Source organism: Agriterribacter sp. (assembly GCF_035444585.1).
Lineage (GTDB): Bacteria > Bacteroidota > Bacteroidia > Chitinophagales > Chitinophagaceae > Agriterribacter.
Genome location: NZ_DAOMOZ010000003.1, coordinates 24,920 through 47,548, shown reverse-complemented (window position 1 = coordinate 47,548; position 22,629 = coordinate 24,920). Strand labels below are relative to the sequence as shown.

Below are 22,629 nucleotides of genomic sequence, written 5' to 3'. Positions count from 1 at the left end.
TTAATTTTAAAACAGGTATTTATACAGCTCATCAACCCTGCCCAGCGTTACCAGTTCAATGCCAAAATGTTGCTTGCTTAAACCCTTTTGATTGTATTTGCTGATGATCATTTTTTCAAAACCCAGCTTTTCAGCTTCTGCAATGCGCTGCTCTATCCGGTTTACCGCCCTTATTTCACCACTCAGTCCAACTTCACCGGCAAAAGCGATTTGATGCGGCAGGGGAATATCTTCATAAGAGCTCAGCAAAGCGCTTACCATGGCCAGGTCTATGGAAGGGTCTTCCACCTTTAGCCCGCCTGCAATATTCACAAATACATCTTTCATCCCAAAATGAAATCCACCCCTTTTTTCCAGGACAGCCAGCAGGAGCTGAAGCCTGCGCAGATCAAACCCGCTGCTTGTTCGCTGGGGAGTGCCATACACCGATTGGGTAACAAGCGCCTGCACTTCTATCAATAAGGGTCTTTGGCCTTCAAGCGTGGCTGCAATGGCTATGCCGCTCAGTTGTTCTTCTTTTTGCGAGATCAGTATTTCGGAAGGATTGGATACGGGCCGCATACCCGTTCCGGTCATTTCATAAATGCCCAGTTCGGAAGTGGAGCCGAAACGGTTTTTGAGTGTTCGCAAAATCCGGTAGGCATAATGCTGATCGCCTTCAAACTGGAGTACAGTGTCAACCATGTGTTCCAGTATCTTGGGACCGGCAATACTTCCTTCCTTGGTAATATGCCCGATCAAAAAAACCGGTGTGTTGGTTTCTTTTGCAAAGCGTTGAAATTCGGAAGCGCTTTCCCTGATCTGCGATACGCTTCCCGCAGAAGATTCAATGTATGGCGAATGTAAAGTTTGAATGGAATCAACAATTACCAGTTGCGGTTTTAATTTTTTTATTTCCTGGAATATAATTTGTGTGGATGTTTCGGTAAGCAGGTAAAAGTTTTCATTTTTGATATTCAGGCGGTCGGCACGCATTTTAATCTGCTGTTCACTTTCTTCACCGCTGATGTATAAAGTGATCACGTCTTCCAGCAATAATGCATTTTGCAGGAACAGCGTGGATTTACCAATGCCCGGTTCTCCGGCTACCAGCACCAGGCTCCCTGTTACAATGCCCGCGCCTAAAACCCTGTTCAGCTCTGCATCCGGTGTAATGATTCTTTTTTCTTCTGTCGTTGATATCTCGTGCAGTGCAATTGTTTTCACTTCACCTCCGTTATCATTGTATCCTTTCCATCCCTTATTATTTTTAGAAGGTTTTTCAATAAGCTCTTCTACAAAAGTATTCCACTCGCTGCATGAAGGACATCTTCCTGTCCATTTAGCAGATTCATAACCACAGTTACTACAAAAGAATGCAGTTTTTATTTTGCTCATGTGCTAAAGATACGGAGAGGGATGAAACCGGAAACAGATATGTTGATCGTATGACAGCACAGCTAAAGTAAAACGGCTGAAGCCAGTCATTTCAAATTTTACTTTGCGCTAAAGAAGAAACATTGCTGATAAGCGGAAGAATTACATCAGTAAAAATTCAAAGGCAGGTAAAATCTAAAAGAGATAACGAAGGATATTTTTCTAAGGAAAGATATGCAGGTGCGAACGAAAAGTATTTTAAAGTTAAAGGGTCAGCTTATGCCGACCCTTTAGTACTTACTAACCCATTAAATTCTTGCACTAAATTACAAATTGCTTAAACATAACAAAATTAATTTTGCCCCCTGTGAATAACTTTTCATCCTCCCCAACAGCTTGAATATACGATATAAGTTAATGATAATCAGTTAATTATTGTTTTTTTTAAATTGCCTGAATGATACAGAATTTTGTCAAGTTGTCGGTTATATTTTTTTAAAATTAATTCGACTGACAAAAAGACTTTCGGCATATTTGTACACCGGCTTTAATGGCAATAATCTTAAATGGTAGGTAGTTTGCTGTGGGTAATACATAATAAATATTCAAAAACCATGGGATCAATTTGGGTGGTATCGCTCATTTTTGTGGGCATTAGTATGCTGGTAAGCATGCGTTTAAAAGGGAAATTTGCCGGTTACAGTAAAGTAGGCCTTGTAAGCGGCTTGAGTGGCAAACAGGTGGCGGAGAAGATGTTAAAAGAAAATGGAATATATGATGTTACCGTTAACGCCTCCAATGGCTTTTTGACCGACCACTATAATCCGCTGAATAAAACCGTAAATCTTAGTCCCGATGTATACAATGGGGTGTCGGTGGCAGCTGCGGCAGTAGCCGCCCATGAATGCGGGCATGCCGTTCAGCACGCTACCTCCTACAGGTGGTTAATGTTAAGAAGCCGTTTGGTGCCCATCGTACAGTACAGCTCAATGTTGGTTCAATGGGTTTTAATTGGCGGCATACTGCTCATTAAGGTATTTCCTTCGCTATTATTGATAGGGATCGTTTTATTTGCACTTACTACCATTTTTTCTGTTGTAACCCTCCCGGTGGAGTTCGATGCCAGCAAGCGGGCCTTAGCCTGGCTGCAGCACACGAATGTTACCAATGCACAGGAGTACCCCATGGCAAAAGATGCTTTAAAATGGGCTGCCATGACCTATGTAGTAGCTGCGATCGCTTCTATAGTTACCCTTGCGCAGTATATTCTTATATACGCAGGTAACAGAAGAAGCTGAGTAATCCTTGATTTGACAATACACATGCAAGGGGCGGGCACGAAAGCACGAAGAAAATAAAACCTGAAGATCAGGCTTTGTGGCATATCTTCTAAAGAAGGTCTTTTGAGATATATCCTCTTTTTACCTTACTTAAAGCTCCACACGGGGTTTTTCACATCGTGATAAAAAAGAAAGGTCCATTTTTCCTGTTGACCTCTTTGCCACCATTGCTGGCGCAGCTCCATGCATTTTTTCCCGTCGTAATCGTATTTGGCTACAAACCTGCTTTTCATCTGGTGCAATTGCGGGGCGTCATCAGCTCCGTAAAAAATGGTTTCGCCATTCTCTTCTATCCAAAACACCTGGTGCCAGGGGCTGTGAGCGGCTGTAATTTCGTACCGGATATAATCATCAATAATGCCATCTCCCTTTAAAAAATGTACATTGCCGGCAAGCTGCAGTATTTCAATTTCATCGGGTATGAATGATGGCAATCCTTTTTGCAATGCAAACATTAGCTCTTCCTGCTGAACATAATAGGTGGCATTGGGAAAACTCAGGAAACGCTGGTTAAGCATTTTATCGTATAAGCTTACTCCGCCCGCATGATCTTTGTGCAGGTGGCTCATCAGCACTTTGGTGATGTCTGACGGATTGATATTATTGCTGATGAGGTTTCGATGGATTTGAAGTGTGCCGTCAGCATCTGAAAAACCCAATCCTGCATCTATGAGTAATACGTCTTTTGAAGTAATTACAACAAAGGGCTGAATTTCCACGAGCAGGCTTCCTGCGGATCTTTGCAGAAGATCATCCCTGGTAAGGTTAAAAGGAACAAATTGTTTGGACTGGTCTACAGTAAAGGCGCCTTCACTTAACGGAATAATTTTCATACGGCAAATGTATTGACGAATCTCAAATTTTAAATCTCAAATTACCTGAGCACCATCTGCCGGTCTTTATCCAAACGGAGCAGTATGAATATCATAATGCTGAAAGTTACGAGTGACAGTCCTCCGTAACTCACAAAAGGAAGCGGGATACCGATCACAGGCGCCAGGCCCATGGTCATGCAAAGGTTGATGGCAATATGAAAAAAAAGCACGGAAGCCACTCCATATGCATAGCAACGGCTAAAAGTGCTGCGCTGTCTTTCTGCAATGGTAACAATGCGGAAAAGCAAAACCACATACATGGCTAAAAATATCATGCTGCCCACAAAGCCAAAACCTTCTCCAATGGTGCAGAAAATAAAATCCGTTCTTTGCTCCGGTACAAAAGCATAACGGGTTTGGGTGCCTTTTAAAAGTCCTTTTCCGAGCAAACCGCCACTGCCTATTGCAATTTTGCTTTGCTTTACATTATAGTTCCCGGCGTCTTTTTTCTGGGCGGTATTCTTTACAATGTCGGCAAGAGCAGCAGCATCTTTGGGTATATAATCTTTCCCAATGGTATCGTATATGCGTTTAACCTGGTAAGGCTGTAATACATGATCAAAAATAAACGGTACGGCAAAGCGCTGTATACTCACGCAGATGGCCCAGATAGCAATGATCCAGAATAGCACGGACTTATGACGTTTAATTTGCCTGCGCATAAAATAAGCGGCAAGTAATGCTATGCCGGTTAAAATAAGTGCGAGTATGTTAGGGTTCATTAATAAGGTAGCCACTACAAGAATAGCAAATGAAAATCCTATTATGAGCACAACAGCGGGTAGGCCTTCGCGGAACATCACCAGAAAAAATGAGAAATATACCAGTGCCAACCCGGTTTCCTTTTGCAGTATCGCCAGCAAAGCCGGCGCCACCACGATAGACGCGGCAATCAGCTGAGATCTGAGTTTACTAAAATCGGTTTCAATGCGCGACATATATTTTGCCAGGGCAAGGTTGGCGAATACTATACATAGTTGTATGGGCTGTAGCTGAAAGGCATTTCCGAATTTAATAATGGATTCGGTTCCTTTGATGTTGGAGTGAAACGGAAAAACCAGCAATAACAGGAATATGCCTGCCGTGTACCATAAATTGGCTGTTGCCGTAAAAAACTTGCTGTCGGTTAGCAGTATTACAATACCTGCAAAAAGAGAAAACAAAAAAAATATGGTTTGTTTTCCATAATCGGTCCTGAAAGAAATGAAACTATCCACTATATCTTCGCCTTCATTATAAGTGGCAGCAAAAATGCTTACAATTCCGGCAAGGCATAGCAGAATATACAGGAATAACAGCAACCCGTCTATGCTTTTCGATATTTCATTGTTGGCTCTCATCAGGATTCTTGTTTTTTCAGGTGTTTCCCGTCATTGATCCATATCGTGTCTGTTTTACGCGGCCTTTTAATGTGGATGATCTTGCCGTCCGGAAAGACATTGGCTGGAGGCGTGTCGGCCGGTATTTTTATGCTGCTGCTCACGGGTTCTTCTTCCCGGGTTTTTACTTTTACAGGCTGGGTGGCTTTAGCGGGCTTCTTTTCATTTGTTGTATATCCTCTTAAATATTTTTTGATATAGCTGCTGTCCTTTCTCAGGTTAAAATAAAAATAAGCCCTTGTAGAATCCGCGATGAATTGCTTGCGCCTGAGATAGGAAGGCATGAGGTTGGTATTGGATATTCTTTCCACTTCCTTCATCCTGTCGGCCCGTATAGAATCGGTAAGGTATTTTTCTATCAGGAAGGAAGCAATAGGAGCTGCCCATGTAGAACCGAACCCTGCGTTTTCAACCGCTACCGCAATGGCAATTTTGGGATTCTCACGTGGCGCGAAGCAAACGAACATCGAGTTATTGGGAAGTTTGATACGCTTGCCATCGAGGATGGTGTATTTTTCGGCTGTACCTGTCTTGGCGCAAATGCTTATGCCGGGGACCTTTGCACTTCTGGCTGTTCCGTTTTCCACCACATCCTGCATGCCGGCATGAATAGCTTCATATGCTTCATCGGGTATATGCGTGAGGGCGGCATGCTTTTCCCTGAACTTATTAAGCATCGAATCCTTTGCCGTTTCATTCTCAATTCCTTCAACAAAATGCGGTATATAATAGTAGCCTTTATTGGCGATGATGCACATGGCATTTGCCAGCTGAACAGGTGTTACCTGCATCTTATCCTGTCCTATACCCAGGGTAACATTGGTGCATGAATTCCATGATCCCCTGTAATCTTTGTCGTACTCGGTTGTATCCGGAATATTACCCGGCAGTTCATTCGGAAGATCTACTCCTAATTTTTTACCCCAGCCAAAAGCATTCATATACTCTTCCCAACGCGTATACCCCTTTTTTACATTCCTGTCTTTGGGATTGTCCAGTGTTAGTCTGTATATCTGGCAAAAATAAGAGTTACATGAGTTTGCCAATGCCAGGCGCATATTGGCCGCATGCCCCGGATTATGGTGTTCACACCTTACTATTTTTGAACAGCCGTAGTATGCACCGCTGCAGGCCAAACCGTAATTGGCAGTAATAACCCCCATGTCAAGCGCTACCAGTCCGCCAATGGGTTTAAATGTGGAGCCTGGCTCATACAGGCCTCTTGTGGCCCTGTTCATAAGCGGTGCAGACACGTCCAGGGCCAATTTTGCATATTTCTTTTGACGGGTGCTGCCTGTAAGATCATTAGGGTCAAATGAAGGTCCCGAAACCATGCTAAGTATACCGCCCGTTTGCGGGTCGATGGCTACTATACTGCCTACCTTGTTGGTCATGAGTTTTTCGGCCAACTGCTGCAATTCGATGTCGAGATAAGTGTACAGGTTGCGTCCGGCCGATGCAGCAGTATCGTATTTCCCGTTTTCCCACGATCCCTGCAGGCGGTTCCTGTTATCCTTGATCAGGTTCTGGATGCCTCTTTGTCCCATCAGCACGCTTTCATAGTATTGCTCCAGTCCCGACCTGCCTACATAATCACCCATCTGGTAAAAATAATTGCTGCGCCGGATAATGGCGGTATCTACTTCGCCGATATCGCCCAGCAAATGGGCGCCGGCATTATACAAATAATTTCTTATTGGTCGTTCAATGAGTGTAAACCCCGGGAAGCGCCATATATTCTCTTCTAATTTGGCCTGCAGGTCAAGTGAAAGCAGCCCTTCAAAAACAGAAGGCCGGTAGCGCCCGTTTTTGATGATGGCTGTAATTATTCTTTCCCTGAATTCGGCCGTATCTATGCTTAAAAGATTACACAAAAAGCCGGTATCCACCTTTTTTACTTCATAAGGGGTAACCGTAAGGTCATAAATGATGGTATTGTTCAGTATGGCTTTGTTGTTGCGGTCAAAAATAATTCCTCTGTCGGGATATACCACTTTCCGGTATACCGCATTATCAAGTGCCAATAATTTGTACTTATCAGAAACCACCTGAAGGACAAACAGACGGCCCGCGATAATTAAAAAGGTGGCCGCAAAAATGAGCCTTATAATGGTTTGTCGTGATTGATTAAACACAGGCATAATAACCCCCCTATATGTTTGTCCTGAATTTCTGTTTTCTGTAAAATAGTATTTCCGTGATCATTATCAATAAAAAGCTAACGCCTGTGGTAGCTATAACCTTGCCCAGGAAGTACCAAAAATTTGCAAATTGCAGCCATTCCAAAAAAACAAGATAAACATTATGAATAAAAGACAATACCAGCGCATAAACCATATATGGCGACCATCCCATGCTGGAAGGTGCGGGGGCAATATAATTAAAGTCGGAATCTTCTTTTGAAATAAGAATATTGATCATAAAAGGCCTGAGGTAAGCTACCAGAGTGCAGGCAGCAGCATGAAGTCCGGGTGTTTTGGTAAAAAAATCGAGAGAGAGTCCAAATAAAAAACCTGTTATGGTCAACGAAAGCCTTGATATTCTAAAAGGCAGCCACAGTAAAAAAAGGAAATACAGGTAAGGGGTGATAAACTGGTGCAGGGGCGGTATTTTATTGAGGATAAATACCTGGAACAATATAAAAATTATAAAACGGATAATATTTTTCAATAGTTCACTCATCTTTACTCCTGTTTGCGGGTTGCTTTTTCCAGGGCATCCTGTTCGTCCTTTTGCAAATTCTTTACTGCATATACAAATTGAATATTAAAGAAATTAGTTGACGGCCTTATTTTCATCAAATAAAAATTGCTTCCTGGCAGTGTTACAATTTCGTCAATAACGCCTATGGTTTGGCCGGGGGGGAAAGTAGAATATATGCTGGTTACAACGGTATCGCCTTTCTGTGGCTGGGCCGATTTGGGAATATTTCTAAAGGTAAGGATCTGCGGATCTTTACCATCCCATTCCACGCTGCCTGTTTCACCCGTTTTTAACAGACTGGCGCTTATCCGGCTTTGCCGGTGCAAAAGACTCATTATTGTAGCCATATTGGGACTTACATTTACCACAGTACCAACAACTCCTGCCGGACTAACCACGGCCATGTCTTTGGTAATTCCCTGCCTGGTTCCCCGGCTTATGGTTAAATAGTTGGTTTGGGAAGTAACGGAGTTGTTAATGACTTTGGCGGGAAGATACAAATACCGCCGGTATAGTTCAAGCGAATCTACTTTTATAGAATCCACCACGATTTTAGTAGTGGTGTCGGGAAGAAGAAAATCATTCTTTAATAAATTGCGAAGCTTCTGATTTTCTTCAATAAGCAAGGCATTCGTTTTTTGGAGCTGGAAATAGTACTCCACGGTGTTGTACTGCTTGCTTATTTTGCCGGTTACTTCGCTTGCAATGCTCATAAATGCCGCTTCGTGAAACTTGTTGTAATGAAACAGCATGTACAGGGCAACTGCCTGCATTATAATAAAGATGAGGAAATTAAAATAGCGTCTGACAAAAAGAAAAACATTTCGCACTTGGTTGTGTTTTTACAATTCTACAGTTTGTATACCGGCTGTAAAAATGTTTCACAGGGGCAATGTAGAATCAGCCCTGGTTATTATCTCATTACAAAGGGATAGCGCTGATAGTTTTTAAGCGCAATGCCCGTTCCTCTCACCACACTTTTTAAAGGATCATCGGCCACATGTACGGGTAATTTAATTTTTTGGCTCAATCTTTTATCTAATCCGCGAAGGAGTGCGCCGCCGCCCGTAATATAAATTCCCCTGCGGTAAATATCGGAAGCCAGTTCAGGAGGGGTGGTTTCCAACGCTTTAAGAATAGCTTCTTCGATTTTGAAAATACTTTTATCCAAAGCTTCGGCAACTTCCTGATAGCTCACCATAATTTGCTTGGGTATGCCTGTTACCAGGTCGCGCCCGTTAACCGGGAGGTCATCGGGAGGATTGTCAAGGTCTTTCATTGCAGCTCCAATCTGAATTTTTATCTGTTCTGCTGTTCTTTCTCCGATCAGTAAGCTGTGGTAACGGCGCAGTGCTTCCATAATATCAGCGGTAAATTCGTCGCCGGCAATACGGATAGACTGATCGCAAACAATACCGGCAAGCGCAATAACCGTAATTCCTGTAGTTCCGCCACCAATATCCACGATCATATTTCCCACGGGCTCTTCCACATCTATGCCAATTCCCAGCGCCGCTGCCATAGGTTCATGCAATAAATACACTTCTTTGGCGCCTGCCTGCTCAGAGCTGTCACGTACTGCACGTTTTTCCACTTCGGTAATGCTCGAGGGAATACAGATCATCATCCGCCAGCTCGGGGGGAACAGGGGCTTTTTGGGGTAGATCATTTTGATCAGTTCCCTTATCATCAGTTCGGCCGCGTTAAAATCGGCTATTACCCCATCTTTTAAAGGGCGTATTGTGCGTATGCTTTCATGGGTTTTTTCATGCATCATCAATGCCTTTTTGCCCACTGCAAGCACATTTTTGGGATTATTCCTGTCCAATGCTATGATAGAAGGTTCATTTACTACTATTTCATCGTTATGAATAATAAGGGTATTAGCCGTTCCCAGATCTATAGCAATTTCCTGTGTAAACCAGTTGAAAAGACCCATAATTGATATTGGAGAAATGTGGTTCTAAAATAATGTTTGCAAAGTTGTTGTAAATAATTTGAAATACAACGGCAAAACCTTGATTTTTATTGACTTTGAGAGAAATAATTTTTTTTCATATCTGCCGGATACCGCATAATGATCGCTATTTTCCGGGATGCGATAGTTGTCTTCAGCCGCTTATGTACCGTATTGGTAGTAGACTATTGCATTTTAATAAAATTCGTATCCGATATCTGTACGGAAATGCATGCCATCAAATTCAACGATATCGAGGATAACTTTGGATTTTTCGACAGCTTTCTGCAAAGTATTTCCAAAAGAGGTTACAGCCAGTACTCTTCCCCCGTTGGTAACTATTTTGTCTTCTTCCTGTTTGGTGCCGGCATGAAATACAATGGCATCATCTTCCTGAACCAGATCCAGTCCGTCAATAAGCAGCCCTTTTTCATATTCACCCGGATAACCCCCGCTCACAGCCACTATCGTTGCCGTATGCCTGTTGTCTGTTTCCAGCGTTATTTCATGCAGCTTTTTTGCGGCTGCAGCCTCAAACAGTTCTACCAGGTCATTTTTCAGCCGGGGCAATACGGCTTCCGTTTCGGGGTCGCCCATACGGCAGTTGTATTCAATAACATAAGGATCGTCGCCAACCTTTATTATCCCGAAAAAAATAAATCCCGCATATTCGATCTGCTCTTTTTTCAATCCGCTGATCGTAGGATCAATGATGGTGCTGATCAGCTTTTGCATAAAGGCTTTATCCGCAAATGGCACGGGGCTGATGGCGCCCATACCACCGGTGTTGAGCCCTTTGTCTCCTTCATTGATCCGTTTGTAATCTTTTGCTTCGGGCAGCAATACATAATGTTCCCCGTCTGTTAATACAAATACGCTCAATTCTATCCCCGAAAGAAAATCTTCCACTACCACTTTTTTACTGGCATCTCCAAACTTAGCCTGCTGGATCATCAGCTCAAATTCGGCCATCGCTTCTACATGATTCTGGCAAATGATCACTCCTTTACCTGCTGCCAGCCCGTCGGCCTTTAACACAATGGGCGTGCCATGCGATTGCAGGTAGGCAATGCCGTCTTCATAATTGTCGGCATTGAATTCCCTGTAGGCGGCAGAAGGGATCTTGTGACGTTGCATAAACGCTTTGGCAAAGGCTTTGCTGCCTTCTAAATTTGCACCTGCTTTTGATGGGCCGATCACAGCAATATGCTGAATGGCAGGATCATTTTTAAAATGATCATAAATGCCCTTCACTAAGGGCTCTTCAGGGCCCACTACTACCATTTCAATGGACTCATCAATACAAAATTGTTTTATTCCCTTAAAATCTGTTACTGCCAGCTCCACATTGGTGCCGCAAAGGCCGGTGCCTGCATTACCGGGGGCGATATATAATTTTGTGCATCGGTTGCTCTGACCCATTTTCCAGGCAAAAGCGTGTTCGCGTCCGCCGGAGCCCAATAGTAAAATATTCATAGCAATAAACTTATAATTAAGAGCTGCGAAAATAGAACGATGTTGTTTTAAAACTTCATTTTTTTTACAAATGGAGTTGTGTTAAGTAGGAGCCGTCTAAAAATATGCACTATATTGAGCGGGAGATCGGGAATATACATCCACAAAAACAGTTGCCGAATGAATAAAACAGCTTCAAAGGGACACTCCAAAGGACTATATGTTTTGTTTGCTACTGAAATGTGGGAGCGGTTTAATTATTACGGTATGCGGGCCATTTTGGTGCTGTTTATGACCAAAGCCCTGCTTTTTGATAAAGCCTTTGCTTCCAACCTGTATGGGAGCTATACGAGTCTCGTATATTTAACTCCTTTGCTGGGCGGCTATATTGCCGATCGTTACTGGGGAAACAGGATGTCTATTATTGCAGGCGGATTGGTAATGGCTGCCGGAGAGTTTATTTTATTTTTTTGTGGTCATTTATATGAAGGCTCTCCCCAGCTTTCGTCTTTTCTTTTCTTTTCAGGGCTTGGCTTCATGATAGCCGGCAATGGATTCTTCAAACCCAACATTTCTTCTCTTGTAGGTCAGTTGTATCCCAAGGGCGATCGCAGGATTGATGCGGCGTACACCATTTTCTATATGGGCATTAATGTGGGCGGAGCCATAGGACCTTTTATATGCGGACTGGCAGGCGATACGGGGAATCCTGCAGACTTTAAATGGGCATTCCTGATAGCCGGTATAGGAATGCTTCTGAGCGTGGTTGTTCAAAAGATATTTCATCACAAATACGTATTGGACCCGGAGGGGAAGGTACTGGGGCTGGTACCGCGGACATCGCCTAAAATTGCCACAAATCCCGTTGTGGTTGTGGGAGGATTAATAGTCCTGTCTTTTTTAATGATTGGGCTGCTTTATATAGATGCCAAAGTGGTCAGCTATCTTACCTATCTGCTTATTGCCGCCGTATTGTTCATCGCATTTGTTATTTTTTCCGACAAAACATTAAATGGTATAGAGAAGCAGCGTATAGGCGTTATTTTTATTACCGCATTCTTCGTTATCTTTTTTTGGAGCGCATTTGAGCAGGCCGGCGCTTCCCTCACTTTTTTTGCGGAAGAGCAAACGCAAAGGGATCTGGGCTTTTTTGTGATCCCGGCCAGTTTTTTTCAATCGCTCAATTCTATTTTCGTTATTGCGTTTGCGCCGCTATTTGCGTGGTTATGGCTCAGGCTCGGTAAAAAGGATCCCGCCTCACCTACTAAAATGGCTATAGGACTGGCGCTGCTGGCGTTGGGCTATTTATGGATAGCTTTCGGGGTAAAAAATGTGCAGCCCGGTATTAAAGTAAGCGTGGTATGGCTTATAGGCATGTATCTGTTGCATACCTGGGGCGAATTATGCCTGTCGCCCATAGGCTTGTCGTTAGTAAATAAACTGGCTCCTTTTAAATTTGCTTCTTTATTGATGGCAGTATGGTTTTTGGCTAACGCCGCTGCCAATAAGCTGGCCGGGGTGTTAAGCGCCCTGTATCCGGAGTCGGGGAGGACCACATCCTTTTTGGGCTACCGGATGCACGACATGCATGACTTTTTTATGTTGTTTGTTTTCATGGCAGGTGTGGCGTCCTTACTATTATTTTTGCTCACCAAAAGATTGCAATACATGATGCATCAGGATAAATAGGCTGCTGCTTTTTATACCTGCTTCCCGAACTTCAATGCAAGCGTATGTGGAAAAATCATCCCCGGGCACTCCCGTTCTTATTTTTTTCTGAGATGTGGGAGCGGTTTGGCTATTACCTGATGATCGGCATCTTTACCTTGTATCTTAAGGATGTAAAGACCGGTTATGGCATGACGGAAGCCGAATCGGCCGACCTGTACGGCACTTTTATAGCGTTGGTATTTTTTACCCCGTTCCTGGGCGGGCTGATAGCCGACCGCTACCTGGGTTACAGAAAATCTATTGTCATTGGCGGTTTAATGATGGGAACAGGGTATTGCCTGATGGCGGTTCATGATATAACCATGCTGTACGTTTCCATGACCCTGGTCATTGCGGGGAACGGCTTTTTTAAGCCGAATATCTCTACCCTGCTGGGTAATGTATATTCCACACCGGCTCACCGGGAGCAGAAAGATGAAGGCTACAACATCTTTTATATGGGTATCAATATCGGCGCGTTTATCTGTAATTTTTTTGGAGCGGCGCTTTACGTTATGATGGGATGGAGCTATGCTTTTATTGCTGCCGGTATAGGTATGTTCATTGGTGTGGTGGTGTTTTTGACAGGCACAGGCCACTATGCCGCTTTTGATGTTAAGAAAGGTGTACAGCCAACTGATATGCCCTTTACCCGTATTATTTTACTTATTCTTTTACCATCGGTCATTGCCGGTGCGGCGGGATGGATATTGCCCGGATTACTATGGAACAGCACCCTGTTTGGTTCGCCTTCTACCGATGCATTTATTTTTGCCTGCCTGCCTGTTATTTATTTTTATACTTCATTGTATGCCAAAGCGCCAAAGGAAGAAAAGCGGCCCATCCTTGCCTTGCTGGCCATCTTTGCAGTAGTGATCTTGTTTTGGGCGGTATTTAAACAAAATGGTTCTGCATTGAACACCTGGGCCGACCGGTATACCAACCGGGAGGTAAAAGGCCCACCGGAAAAGGTTTTTAAAGCATTACGGTTTTCGCAGCAGATCGTTTACACAAAAGATTCTGTGCCTCTGTACGATGAGCAGTTCCGTTTGCAGAAGGCGGGCAACGAGATCATACGCACTTATGATTACCCTTCTTATTTTAAAAATGTAAACCCGGAGCGCCTGCCATTGCCCGGCAGCAGCATCAACGTGTGGGCTACCAACCTCAGCCAGTCTATCAACCCTGGCTGGGTAATTATTTTTACGCCGCTGATCCTCGCCTTTTTTACCTGGCTCCGGAAGAAGAACAAAGAGCCTTCCACGGCAACGAAGATAACCTGGGGACTTTTTATTTCTGCATTGTCGGCACTGGTAATGGTAGGAGCGGTATACGCAAGCAGCAATGGTACGGGAAAGGCCAGCGTTTGGTGGTTGATTGCAAGCTACGGTGTAATCACCGTTGGTGAACTGTTTTTAAGCCCTATGGGATTATCTATTGTATCCAAGCTAAGTCCTTCCCGTATTACGGCACTAATGATGGGAGGATGGTTTCTTTCTACTTCAATAGGTAATAAGCTGTCGGGTGTGCTGGCCACGATGTGGGATGACTATGATCATAAAGCCAATTATTTCTGGCTCAATTTTGCGTTGCTGATCGCCGCCGCAGCAGCCTGCTTTGCCATGCTTCGCTGGCTGAACCGCATTTTAAGAGAAAAAGGGATAACCTGAAGCAGCCACGTTCCCATGCAAAAAATAACCGGCATCGTGTGACACCGGTTATGCTGACCCTTTTTGCTACCTGTGTTTTATTTAGAGGTTCTGCTACGGCTGCCGCCTTTTCTAAAGCTTTCCATCTTTTTCATTTGCTCGGGCGTAAGAATGAGCTTCATGTCTTCACGCTGTTGTTTAAATATTGCCGCAAGCTGTTCTTTTTTCTGATCTTCTGTTAAAGCGGTGTTTTCGCGGATGCCTTTTATCTTTTTTTGTGTGTACTCCCTCAATGCCTTCATCCTGTCCGACTGGTCATCTGTTAATCCTAATGTGGTCTTCATGTGCTGCGACCTGTTCCCGGCGGTGAATTTTCCTTTTTTGCCCGTTCTCATCTGCTGCAACTGTTCTTTTTGTTCTTTGGTAAAAACCTTGTCAGCTTCGCCGCGGCGTTTTTTATTCAGCGCCTGCATCTGTGCTTTGTAGTCTTTCACCGTAATAGTGGCTTCTTGCTTTTTAAGATCGGCTATGCCAGCCCGGTAGTCTTTATTGATCTTTATCAGTTTATCCTGCTGTTCCTGGGAGAGGTTTAATTTTTTAAAATCTGTGTTATGTTGTTTTCTGTGCTTACCCGGGTGATGGCGATATGCTTTGGTTTCTTTCTTAACCGGTCCGGTTGTTTTTTCCTGTGCCTGGATGGCAGTGAGCACCAATGAAAGTGCCAGTATACTCAGTGTGATCTTTTTCATGTATGAATTATTTTTAGTGATATAGGGTAGACCACACAGTTTTTTCAAAGTTTAATCATAAAACACCCGCTTGCGTAAACTGCCTGGTTTACTGCGTAAAGAAGAGAAAACCATTAACCTTATTTAACGTAAAAAGGTGTAGGGTGGAGGGTGTAGGGTGTAAGGCAATCAGCCATGGCTCAAAGCTCAGGACTGACGGCTCTCGGACCCTACTACTGTCCCTGCGCCAGGCTGTAGGCCTTCTTATCGCCCCACATATTCAATAATTCAGAGGAGCATATTTTAAAATTACCGCTCAGGCTCACATACAGGCCCAGCACGTCCTGTTGGGTGAGGGGTTCGTCGTCAAGACTTTCGAACCGCACATTGTATAAATTCACCAGGTTTGTATACACGGAGCCGGTAGGCCATACCTGCGTGCCCCTGTTGCTGATGTTCACCAATTTGAATTTAACGCCTGCGTGCCGTTCGCATTTTTTCGCAATGGACTGCGGCTGTTCATCGCTTTCTATGAAGAGGTCTACGCCCACGATATTTTCATTTCCCGTTTCCTTCGATACCATCATGGCATTTTGCTGCAATTTAAAAGGAACCGGAGTACCTGGTTTATTGGGCACAACCGGTTTGGCATTGAATTCGGGCTTTTTACCCAGGTTGCTTATGATCGCATTTGCGAACTCGGGGGTATTTACCGCCGGGGTTGATTTGTCGCCGAAATCACCTGTATGCACACCGCTTTCCAAAGTATACAGCAGGGCATTTTCTATTATCCCTGCATTTTCTGTTAACCCCACGTGCAGCAGCATGGAAATACCGCTTAATATCAGGGCTGTTGGGTTTGCTATGTTTTTACCTGCAATATCCGGTGCAGTGCCATGTACCGCTTCAAAAATAGAAATATGATCGCCGATATTGGCTGAAGGGGCAAAACCCAGTCCGCCTACAAGTCCTGCACACAGATCCGACACAATATCACCCTGTAAATTGGTGAGCACTACCACATCGAAAGCATCGGGTTGGGTTACCAGTTTCATGCACAGGTCATCCACAATAATATCATCTGCTTTCAGATCGGGGTATGATTTGGCAACCTCATAAAAACATTCTAAAAACAACCCATCGGTTATTTTCATAATGTTGGACTTATGCCCGCAGCTAACGCGTCTTGCTTTTTTTAGTCTTGCCATCTCAAAAGCGTACCTTATCACCTGTTCGCTCCCCGGACGGGTGATGAAGCGCCGGCTCAAAGCCACATCATGAGTGAGCATATGTTCAATACCACCATACGTATCCTCAATATTTTCCCGTACAACCGTAATATCAATAGGTATTCCCGCTTTCGAAAAAACCGTATCTACCCCGTGCAGGGTTTGAAACACTCTTTTGTTCGCAAAGGTGTTCCATGTTTTGCGGGCGGTAACATTTATGCTTTTTACGCCTTTTCCTTTGGGGGTTTCCATAGGCCCTTTAAACAAAAGGCCAAGGTTTTCAATGGCAAGTTTGGCCTCAGGAGTCATTCCGTTAGAAAAGCCCTTATCGAAAACCCATTTTCCCATATCCACAAACTCGTATTCAAGGGGAACTTTATTGGCGGCAAATATGCTTAAAGTGGCGTCCATGATCTCGGGTCCTATCCCATCTCCTTTGGCTACGGCAATTTTCATGATTAAAGACGTTTAATATTAAAAAATATATAAGGTTAAAAAGCAATTGATTTGCCGGCAAAGGTAAATGTGTTTTAATTAGTATAGAAAATTCCTGCTAATTCCCCGGCCTGTCATTGTTTTTTGCTATTTTTAAGCCAAACTTTGGTAAAGCAATGGCATCAAAAGTAACGGAAGGGGTAACAGTAACGGTTGAAACATTCTATCAGCCGGATTACAGCAATCCCTTAAGCGGCGAATTTATGTTTGCTTACCGTATCACATTGCAGAACAATAATGCGTTTCCCGTAAAGTTGCTTCGCCGGCACTGGTATATTTTTGACAGTAACGGCACTCAGCGGGAAGTAGAGGGGGAAGGAGTTGTGGGGGTACAACCACAAATTAATCCCGGCGAGCAATACCAGTATGTTAGTGGCTGTAACCTCCGCACAGAAATGGGTAAAATGTACGGAACCTACGTAATGGAAAATATTGCTTCCAAAAAGCAGTTCAGTGTTAAAATACCGGTATTTGACATGATCGTTCCTTTTAAGATGAATTAGCAGCTTTTTCACTATAAATGTCTTACCTTCGCCTGTCTGCCCGTTAAATCAATCTTTACCCGGCTGGGTACCGGAAAGCTTACCGGGATTTTGAAATTTATTACTCCAAACAAACGTTATAGTTAATTGTGCGGCACAACGCCATTCAAATCAGGAAAAATTAAATTAAATGTACAAGGTTACCTTTAACAATAAGAACAAAGTATTCTTTAATGCGCTGAAAGCAAATGTTGACCAGTATTTCATTGACAACAAGATTAAAAAAACCGGCAACTGGAAATTGTATTTAAAATCGGCGGTGCTTATACCGGCTGCCATATTAATATACCTTTCGCTGATATTGCTTCCGCTTAACATTTTTACCGGCATTTTGCTGAGCGGCTTATTTGGCTTTACGCTGGCCAGCATAGGCTTTAATATCATGCACGATGCCTGCCACGGCAGCTATTCTACGCGCAAATGGGTGAACGACATGTTCGGGCTCAGTATGAATGCTCTTGGCGGAAATGCATTCCTGTGGAAGCTGAAGCATAATATTGTTCATCATACCTATACCAATATTGATGGTATTGACGACGATATCAATAATATGCCCTTCATGCGTGAATGTTCTACACAACCCTGGAAGCCCATTCACCGGTACCAGCAGTTTTATATGTTTTTTCTTTATGGGTTCACTTCTCTTTTCCTGTTGTTCATAACCGACTACATTAAATACGTTACACGTAAAGTGTATACAACCCCTTTAAAGCCGATGGATATGAAAGAACACCTTACATTCTGGATATCCAAGCTGCTGTATATAGCCATTACCATCGTTATTCCTATACTGGTAGTTGGCTGGCAGGCCTGGCTGTTGGGATTTCTGGTGATGCATTTTGTTTTGGGCTTAACGCTTGCAGTAGTATTTCAGCTGGCGCATGTGGTAGAGCATGCAGAATTTGAAGTGGCCGGCATTGAACCTAAAAAAATTGAGAACGAGTGGGCGATACACCAGGTAAAAACCACGGCCAATTTTGCGGCAAACAATAAATTCCTTTCATGGCTTGTGGGCGGGCTCAATTTCCAGATCGAGCATCATTTGTTCCCGCGCATCAGCCATGTGCATTACCCCGCCATTAGTAAAATAGTTGAGCAAACCTGCCGGCAGTTTGATTTGCGATACATCTATTACCCTTCACTCGGATCGGCAATTGCGTCACATTACCGGTTCATGAAACAGTTGGGGCAAAAGCCATAGCAAACCATTCATTCCAAAATAATATTAAGAAAAGGTGGCGATTTCATAAAGTCGCTGCCTTTGTTGTTTATATGAAATGAACTTCTTTATATTCGATGGATATTTGGCTTTTAATGATCGCTATAAAAATTGAGAAGACAGTTAAATACAAGCGAATTGCCTGTTGATTGCATAAAAGACCTTAAAAACAATTACAGCAGCCGTTCCCTGTTGCGTTATCCCGGTGGCAAAACGAGGGGGGTAGATTTTATAACCCGTTTTTTCCCGCAGCGACTCGACAGACTTTTGTCGCCTTTTTTGGGTGGCGGATCTATTGAGCTGGCTGTTGCAACCAGGGGAACAAAAGTGTACGGCTATGATATTTTTTCTCCGCTGGTAGAATTCTGGCAGTGTCTTATTGCGAAGCCCCGTGAACTGGCTCGGGAGGTTGAAAAATATTTTCCGCTTCCCAGGCACCGTTTTTACGAACTGCAGAAAACGCAAACCCGTTTCAAAACCAGGTTGCAAAGAGCGGCAGTATATTATGTATTGAACCGCTCTTCTTTTTCGGGCTCAACGCTTTCAGGTGGTATGTCGCCCCATCATCCCCGGTTCACTGAAACAGCGATCGAAAGGCTCCGCAATTTTTATAACCCCAATGTTACCGTTACAAAAGGAGACTTTAAACAATCGCTGGCAGATCATCCGCATACATTTGCCTATCTGGATCCGCCTTACCTGGTAGAAAGCGCTTTGTATGGCCGCAAAGGCGATGCGCATAAGGGCTTTGACCATGAAGGATTGGCAGGGATATTAAAGCAAAGAGAACACTGGATCTTATCGTATAATGATTGTGAGCAGATCAGGGAAATGTATGAAGGCTTTCACACCCTTACCCCCAACTGGAAATACGGCATGAGCAATAATAAAAGCTCTAAAGAGATCCTGATCTTCAGTAAGGATCTTAAAATTGAGGGGTATCCGGTTTGCCGATGATTGGAGAAAGAATTTAATGCTACCCCTTTCTTCAAAACTGCCTTTGGCGGCCCCATATTGTCGTTCCCTTCAGGGCTTCTTCCTTCGTTAAGGCATTTTTAAATCTCATCGGGCTTAACGGCTTTACCATATTTTTACAGCAGAAAAATGTACGCCATGTATAATAAAGAGCAAACGCAGCATTTACAGCAGCAAACGGTTTCTTTTTTAAAGCATACGGAAAAGGAGGTTGGTGCACCGGCAATTGATGAATTGCGCAGCGTGCTGCGTTTCCACGAATATCGCTATTATGTCCTGAATGATCCTTTGATCGCTGATGCGGAATATGACCAGTTATACAAGGCACTGGAAAAAATTGAAACCGAGAACCCGCGACTCATCATTCCCGGGTCGCCTACCCAGAGGGTGTCCAAAGGATTGATCAAAGATTTTCCCAAAGTGCAGCACCTGGTACCTATGTTATCGCTTGATAATTCATACGATGCAGCAGACCTGGTTGACTTTGACCGCAAAGCAAGAGAACTGAGCCGGCTGGAGGTAATGGAATATTGTGTTGAGCCTAAATTTGACGGGGCCAGCATTTCATTGATATACGAAAACGATTTGCTGGTGCGCGGCGCTACCAGGGGTGACGGGGTGGTGGGAGACGATATTACAACCAATATCAGGCAGATCAGGTCAGTGCCATTGTCGGCAAACTTTTCTTCCTTCGGGATACAGCAGATTGAAATACGGGGTGAAGTGCTGATGAACAAAAATCATTTTAAAGACTACAATGACAGGCTCGAGGAACAGGGCGTAGCCCGGCTGGCCAATCCCCGGAATGCCGCCGCCGGTTCATTGCGTATCAAAGATCCTAAGGAAGTGAGCCGCAGGAACCTTGAGGCATTCCTTTATCACATAAGCGATGTAAACCTTTTGCCAAAGCATGAGTTACCTCCTGCATTGCAAACCCACAGCGGTTCATTAAACATGCTATGGGAGCTGGGATTCCGGAGTCCCGAAAAAGAAAAGAAAGTGTTTAAAGGTATAGCTCCGGTAATTGAGTATTGCGAAGCGTTTGAGCAGCAAAGAGACGAACTGCCTTATGAAATTGACGGCATGGTAATTAAAGTGAACCAGCTTGAAATGCAGGAGAAACTGGGCATGACCACACACCATCCCCGTTGGGCCATTGCCTATAAATTCAAAGCCCGCCAGGGTACCAGCAAGCTGAAGGCAGTGGAGTTCCAGGTAGGCAGAACAGGCGCTGTTACCCCTGTTGCAAAAATTGATCCTGTGCAGGTAGGCGGCGTTACGGTAACCAGCATTTCATTGCATAATGAAGAATATATTAAGGAAAAAAACCTGCAGTTGGGCGATACCATTTTAATAGAACGATCGGGGGATGTGATCCCCCAGGTGGTCAAATCTTTCCCGGAGCTCCGGACGGGAAGTGAAGTGGTTATTCATTTTCCGGAATCCTGCCCGGTGTGCGGTTACCGCCTTGAGAAACCACAGGATGAAGCCGTATGGCGGTGCAACAACAGCAATAACTGCCCGGCTCAGATCGTAGAGCGCATCATTCACTTCAACAGCAAAGATGCAATGGACATCCGTGGGCTGGGCGATGCTATTGTAAGAAAATTTTATACACTGGGCTACCTCAAAGACATTCCCGGCATTTATCATCTGCCATTCCATAAGATCAGGGAACTGGAAGGCTTTGGTGAAAAAAGCGTAACCAATATGCAGGCAGCGATTGAAGCGTCAAAAAAGCAACCGCTGCACCGGCTGATATACGGGCTTGGCATCCGTTATATAGGCGAAACCACAGCCAAAGTACTGGCACAGGAAGTAAAGCATTTGTTGGATTATACGCATTTTACCGTTGATCAGCTACAGGAAATGGAAGATGTAGGTCCCAAGGTTGCAGAGAGCGTATACCAGTTTTTTCACAACGATCAAAACATACAATTGCTGCAACGGCTGGAAGAGATCGGGCTGCAGCTTAAAAATGAAAAGAAGCAGCTGCACACCGGCAGCACGCTTACCGGACAAACTTTTCTTTTTACGGGCACGCTCAATAAGCTTAAAAGAAGCGAAGCTGAAGCAACCGTGGAAAAAAATGGCGGTACTGTTCTCAGCGGGGTGAGCAGTAAATTGAATTACCTTGTTGTAGGTGAGGATGCAGGCTCCAAGTTTGAAAAGGCAAAAAAGATAGCTACCATAAAAATCATTAGCGAAGATGAGTTTTTGGGCATGATCAGCGGGGGCGGCTGAATAGCGGCTTTTCATAGGGTAACCATGACAGAAAGTTTGGGTATAAAAATAAATATGTGAAGCCATTCTAATTTAGTAAATTTATAATACCTAAAAACATCTCCTTATGATAAAGAAAATTGCCGGGGAAACATGGAAGCCATTGCAGTTCTCCGGGTGGAAGCAGCTTCGAAAAAAATATGCAGTCTCCAACCTTGGCAAAGTAGCCAGCTATACCGATGACATTTATGCTGATGGCCAGTTGCTCAGCGGATCGCTCACTACAGGCTACAGGAGCCTGAATCTCCATCGCCCCAACAATAAAGGCACCCTTTACATTCACCGGGAGATTGCGCGCTTGTTTTGCAAAAAGCCTTCACCCAAACACCAGTTCGTCATTCACCTCAACTATAATAAAACAGATAACAAATCCTCCAACCTTAGGTGGGCTACCCCGGGCGAAGTAAGCCGTCACCAGCAAAAAAGCCCTGCCAAGATCGCCTATAAAAAAATACAGGCAAACCGTTCCTCCGGCTTAAAGCTCAACAGCAACCAGGTGAGCGCTATCAAAAAAACCATTGCCGATCCCAAACGCAAGCTCACCTATAAGCAACTGGCAGAAAAATACGATGTGAGCGAAATGACACTGTACAGAATTAAGAGCGGCGAAAACTGGGCGCGGGTGAAATAGGAAGTGATGAGTGGTCAGTCGTCAGTGACTTATTATTTTAACAGGTCTGTTTTCCCGCTGCGTTTTTTTGCCATTGGGTTATTTAACCTTCTTATCTTTGCTT

18 protein-coding genes are annotated in these 22,629 nt (G+C 44.0%); 8 read left to right on the top strand and 10 right to left on the bottom strand.

The window, feature by feature from the left end; translation table 11 throughout:
* Positions 1-6: 6 nt before the first annotated feature.
* The gene (radA, locus tag PLH26_RS00675; protein ID WP_324584041.1) at positions 7-1,377 is read right to left on the bottom strand and encodes a DNA repair protein RadA; all 1,371 of its coding nucleotides are present in this window, start codon (positions 1,375-1,377) and stop codon (positions 7-9) included.
* Between the two features lie 593 nt (positions 1,378-1,970).
* On the opposite strand from radA, the gene PLH26_RS00670 reads away from it, so the two are divergent.
* Positions 1,971-2,654: a zinc metallopeptidase gene (locus tag PLH26_RS00670; protein WP_324584040.1), complete on the top strand. Its 684-nt coding sequence runs from the start codon at positions 1,971-1,973 to the stop codon at positions 2,652-2,654.
* A gap of 128 nt (positions 2,655-2,782) precedes the next feature.
* Here PLH26_RS00670 and PLH26_RS00665 read toward each other — a convergent pair whose 3' ends face one another.
* The 7 genes from PLH26_RS00665 to purD form a co-directional block, all read right to left on the bottom strand.
* A complete protein-coding gene (locus PLH26_RS00665; RefSeq protein ID WP_324584039.1) occupies positions 2,783-3,529 on the bottom strand; it encodes an MBL fold metallo-hydrolase in 747 nt (248 codons plus the stop codon).
* Positions 3,530-3,570: 41 nt separating this feature from the next.
* The gene (gene rodA / locus PLH26_RS00660; protein WP_324584038.1) at positions 3,571-4,911 is read right to left on the bottom strand and encodes a rod shape-determining protein RodA; all 1,341 of its coding nucleotides are present in this window, start codon (positions 4,909-4,911) and stop codon (positions 3,571-3,573) included.
* Positions 4,911-7,091 (bottom strand): penicillin-binding protein 2, encoded by a 2,181-nt coding sequence (mrdA, locus tag PLH26_RS00655; protein WP_324584037.1) that lies wholly within the window; start codon positions 7,089-7,091, stop codon positions 4,911-4,913. Before mrdA ends, rodA begins: the two co-directional genes overlap by 1 nt.
* 10 nt (positions 7,092-7,101) lie before the next feature.
* On the bottom strand, positions 7,102-7,632 hold the full coding sequence (locus PLH26_RS00650; protein ID WP_324584036.1) for a rod shape-determining protein MreD: 531 nt from the start codon (positions 7,630-7,632) through the stop codon (positions 7,102-7,104).
* Between the two features lie 2 nt (positions 7,633-7,634).
* On the bottom strand, positions 7,635-8,483 hold the full coding sequence (gene mreC / locus PLH26_RS00645; RefSeq protein ID WP_324584035.1) for a rod shape-determining protein MreC: 849 nt from the start codon (positions 8,481-8,483) through the stop codon (positions 7,635-7,637).
* Between the two features lie 83 nt (positions 8,484-8,566).
* The gene (locus tag PLH26_RS00640; protein ID WP_152268270.1) at positions 8,567-9,592 is read right to left on the bottom strand and encodes a rod shape-determining protein; all 1,026 of its coding nucleotides are present in this window, start codon (positions 9,590-9,592) and stop codon (positions 8,567-8,569) included.
* Between the two features lie 213 nt (positions 9,593-9,805).
* Positions 9,806-11,086, bottom strand: a complete 1,281-nt coding sequence (purD, locus tag PLH26_RS00635) for a phosphoribosylamine--glycine ligase (RefSeq protein ID WP_324584034.1) — start codon at positions 11,084-11,086, stop codon at positions 9,806-9,808.
* Between the two features lie 159 nt (positions 11,087-11,245).
* Here purD and PLH26_RS00630 point away from each other — a divergent pair, with 159 nt between their 5' ends.
* The gene (locus PLH26_RS00630) at positions 11,246-12,754 is read left to right on the top strand and encodes a peptide MFS transporter (RefSeq protein WP_324584033.1); all 1,509 of its coding nucleotides are present in this window, start codon (positions 11,246-11,248) and stop codon (positions 12,752-12,754) included.
* Between the two features lie 44 nt (positions 12,755-12,798).
* Positions 12,799-14,445: a peptide MFS transporter gene (locus PLH26_RS00625; protein ID WP_324584032.1), complete on the top strand. Its 1,647-nt coding sequence runs from the start codon at positions 12,799-12,801 to the stop codon at positions 14,443-14,445.
* Between the two features lie 77 nt (positions 14,446-14,522).
* On the opposite strand, the gene PLH26_RS00620 is transcribed toward PLH26_RS00625, so the two are convergent.
* The gene (locus PLH26_RS00620) at positions 14,523-15,173 is read right to left on the bottom strand and encodes a hypothetical protein (protein ID WP_324584031.1); all 651 of its coding nucleotides are present in this window, start codon (positions 15,171-15,173) and stop codon (positions 14,523-14,525) included.
* 212 nt (positions 15,174-15,385) lie between these two features.
* Positions 15,386-16,837 (bottom strand): isocitrate/isopropylmalate family dehydrogenase, encoded by a 1,452-nt coding sequence (locus PLH26_RS00615; RefSeq protein WP_324584030.1) that lies wholly within the window; start codon positions 16,835-16,837, stop codon positions 15,386-15,388.
* 155 nt (positions 16,838-16,992) lie between these two features.
* Between PLH26_RS00615 and apaG the strand changes: the two genes are divergently transcribed.
* From apaG to PLH26_RS00590, 5 genes are all read left to right on the top strand, one after another.
* On the top strand, positions 16,993-17,379 hold the full coding sequence (apaG, locus tag PLH26_RS00610) for a Co2+/Mg2+ efflux facilitator ApaG/CorD (protein WP_324584029.1): 387 nt from the start codon (positions 16,993-16,995) through the stop codon (positions 17,377-17,379).
* A gap of 169 nt (positions 17,380-17,548) precedes the next feature.
* Positions 17,549-18,619, top strand: a complete 1,071-nt coding sequence (locus tag PLH26_RS00605) for a fatty acid desaturase family protein (RefSeq protein ID WP_324584028.1) — start codon at positions 17,549-17,551, stop codon at positions 18,617-18,619.
* Between the two features lie 129 nt (positions 18,620-18,748).
* On the top strand, positions 18,749-19,594 hold the full coding sequence (locus tag PLH26_RS00600) for a DNA adenine methylase (protein ID WP_324584027.1): 846 nt from the start codon (positions 18,749-18,751) through the stop codon (positions 19,592-19,594).
* A 156-nt stretch (positions 19,595-19,750) separates the two neighbouring features.
* Positions 19,751-21,856, top strand: coding sequence for an NAD-dependent DNA ligase LigA (gene ligA, locus PLH26_RS00595; RefSeq protein ID WP_324584026.1), 2,106 nt, complete (start codon positions 19,751-19,753; stop codon positions 21,854-21,856).
* A 106-nt stretch (positions 21,857-21,962) separates the two neighbouring features.
* On the top strand, positions 21,963-22,526 hold the full coding sequence (locus PLH26_RS00590) for an NUMOD4 domain-containing protein (RefSeq protein WP_324584025.1): 564 nt from the start codon (positions 21,963-21,965) through the stop codon (positions 22,524-22,526).
* Positions 22,527-22,629: the final 103 nt, after the last annotated feature.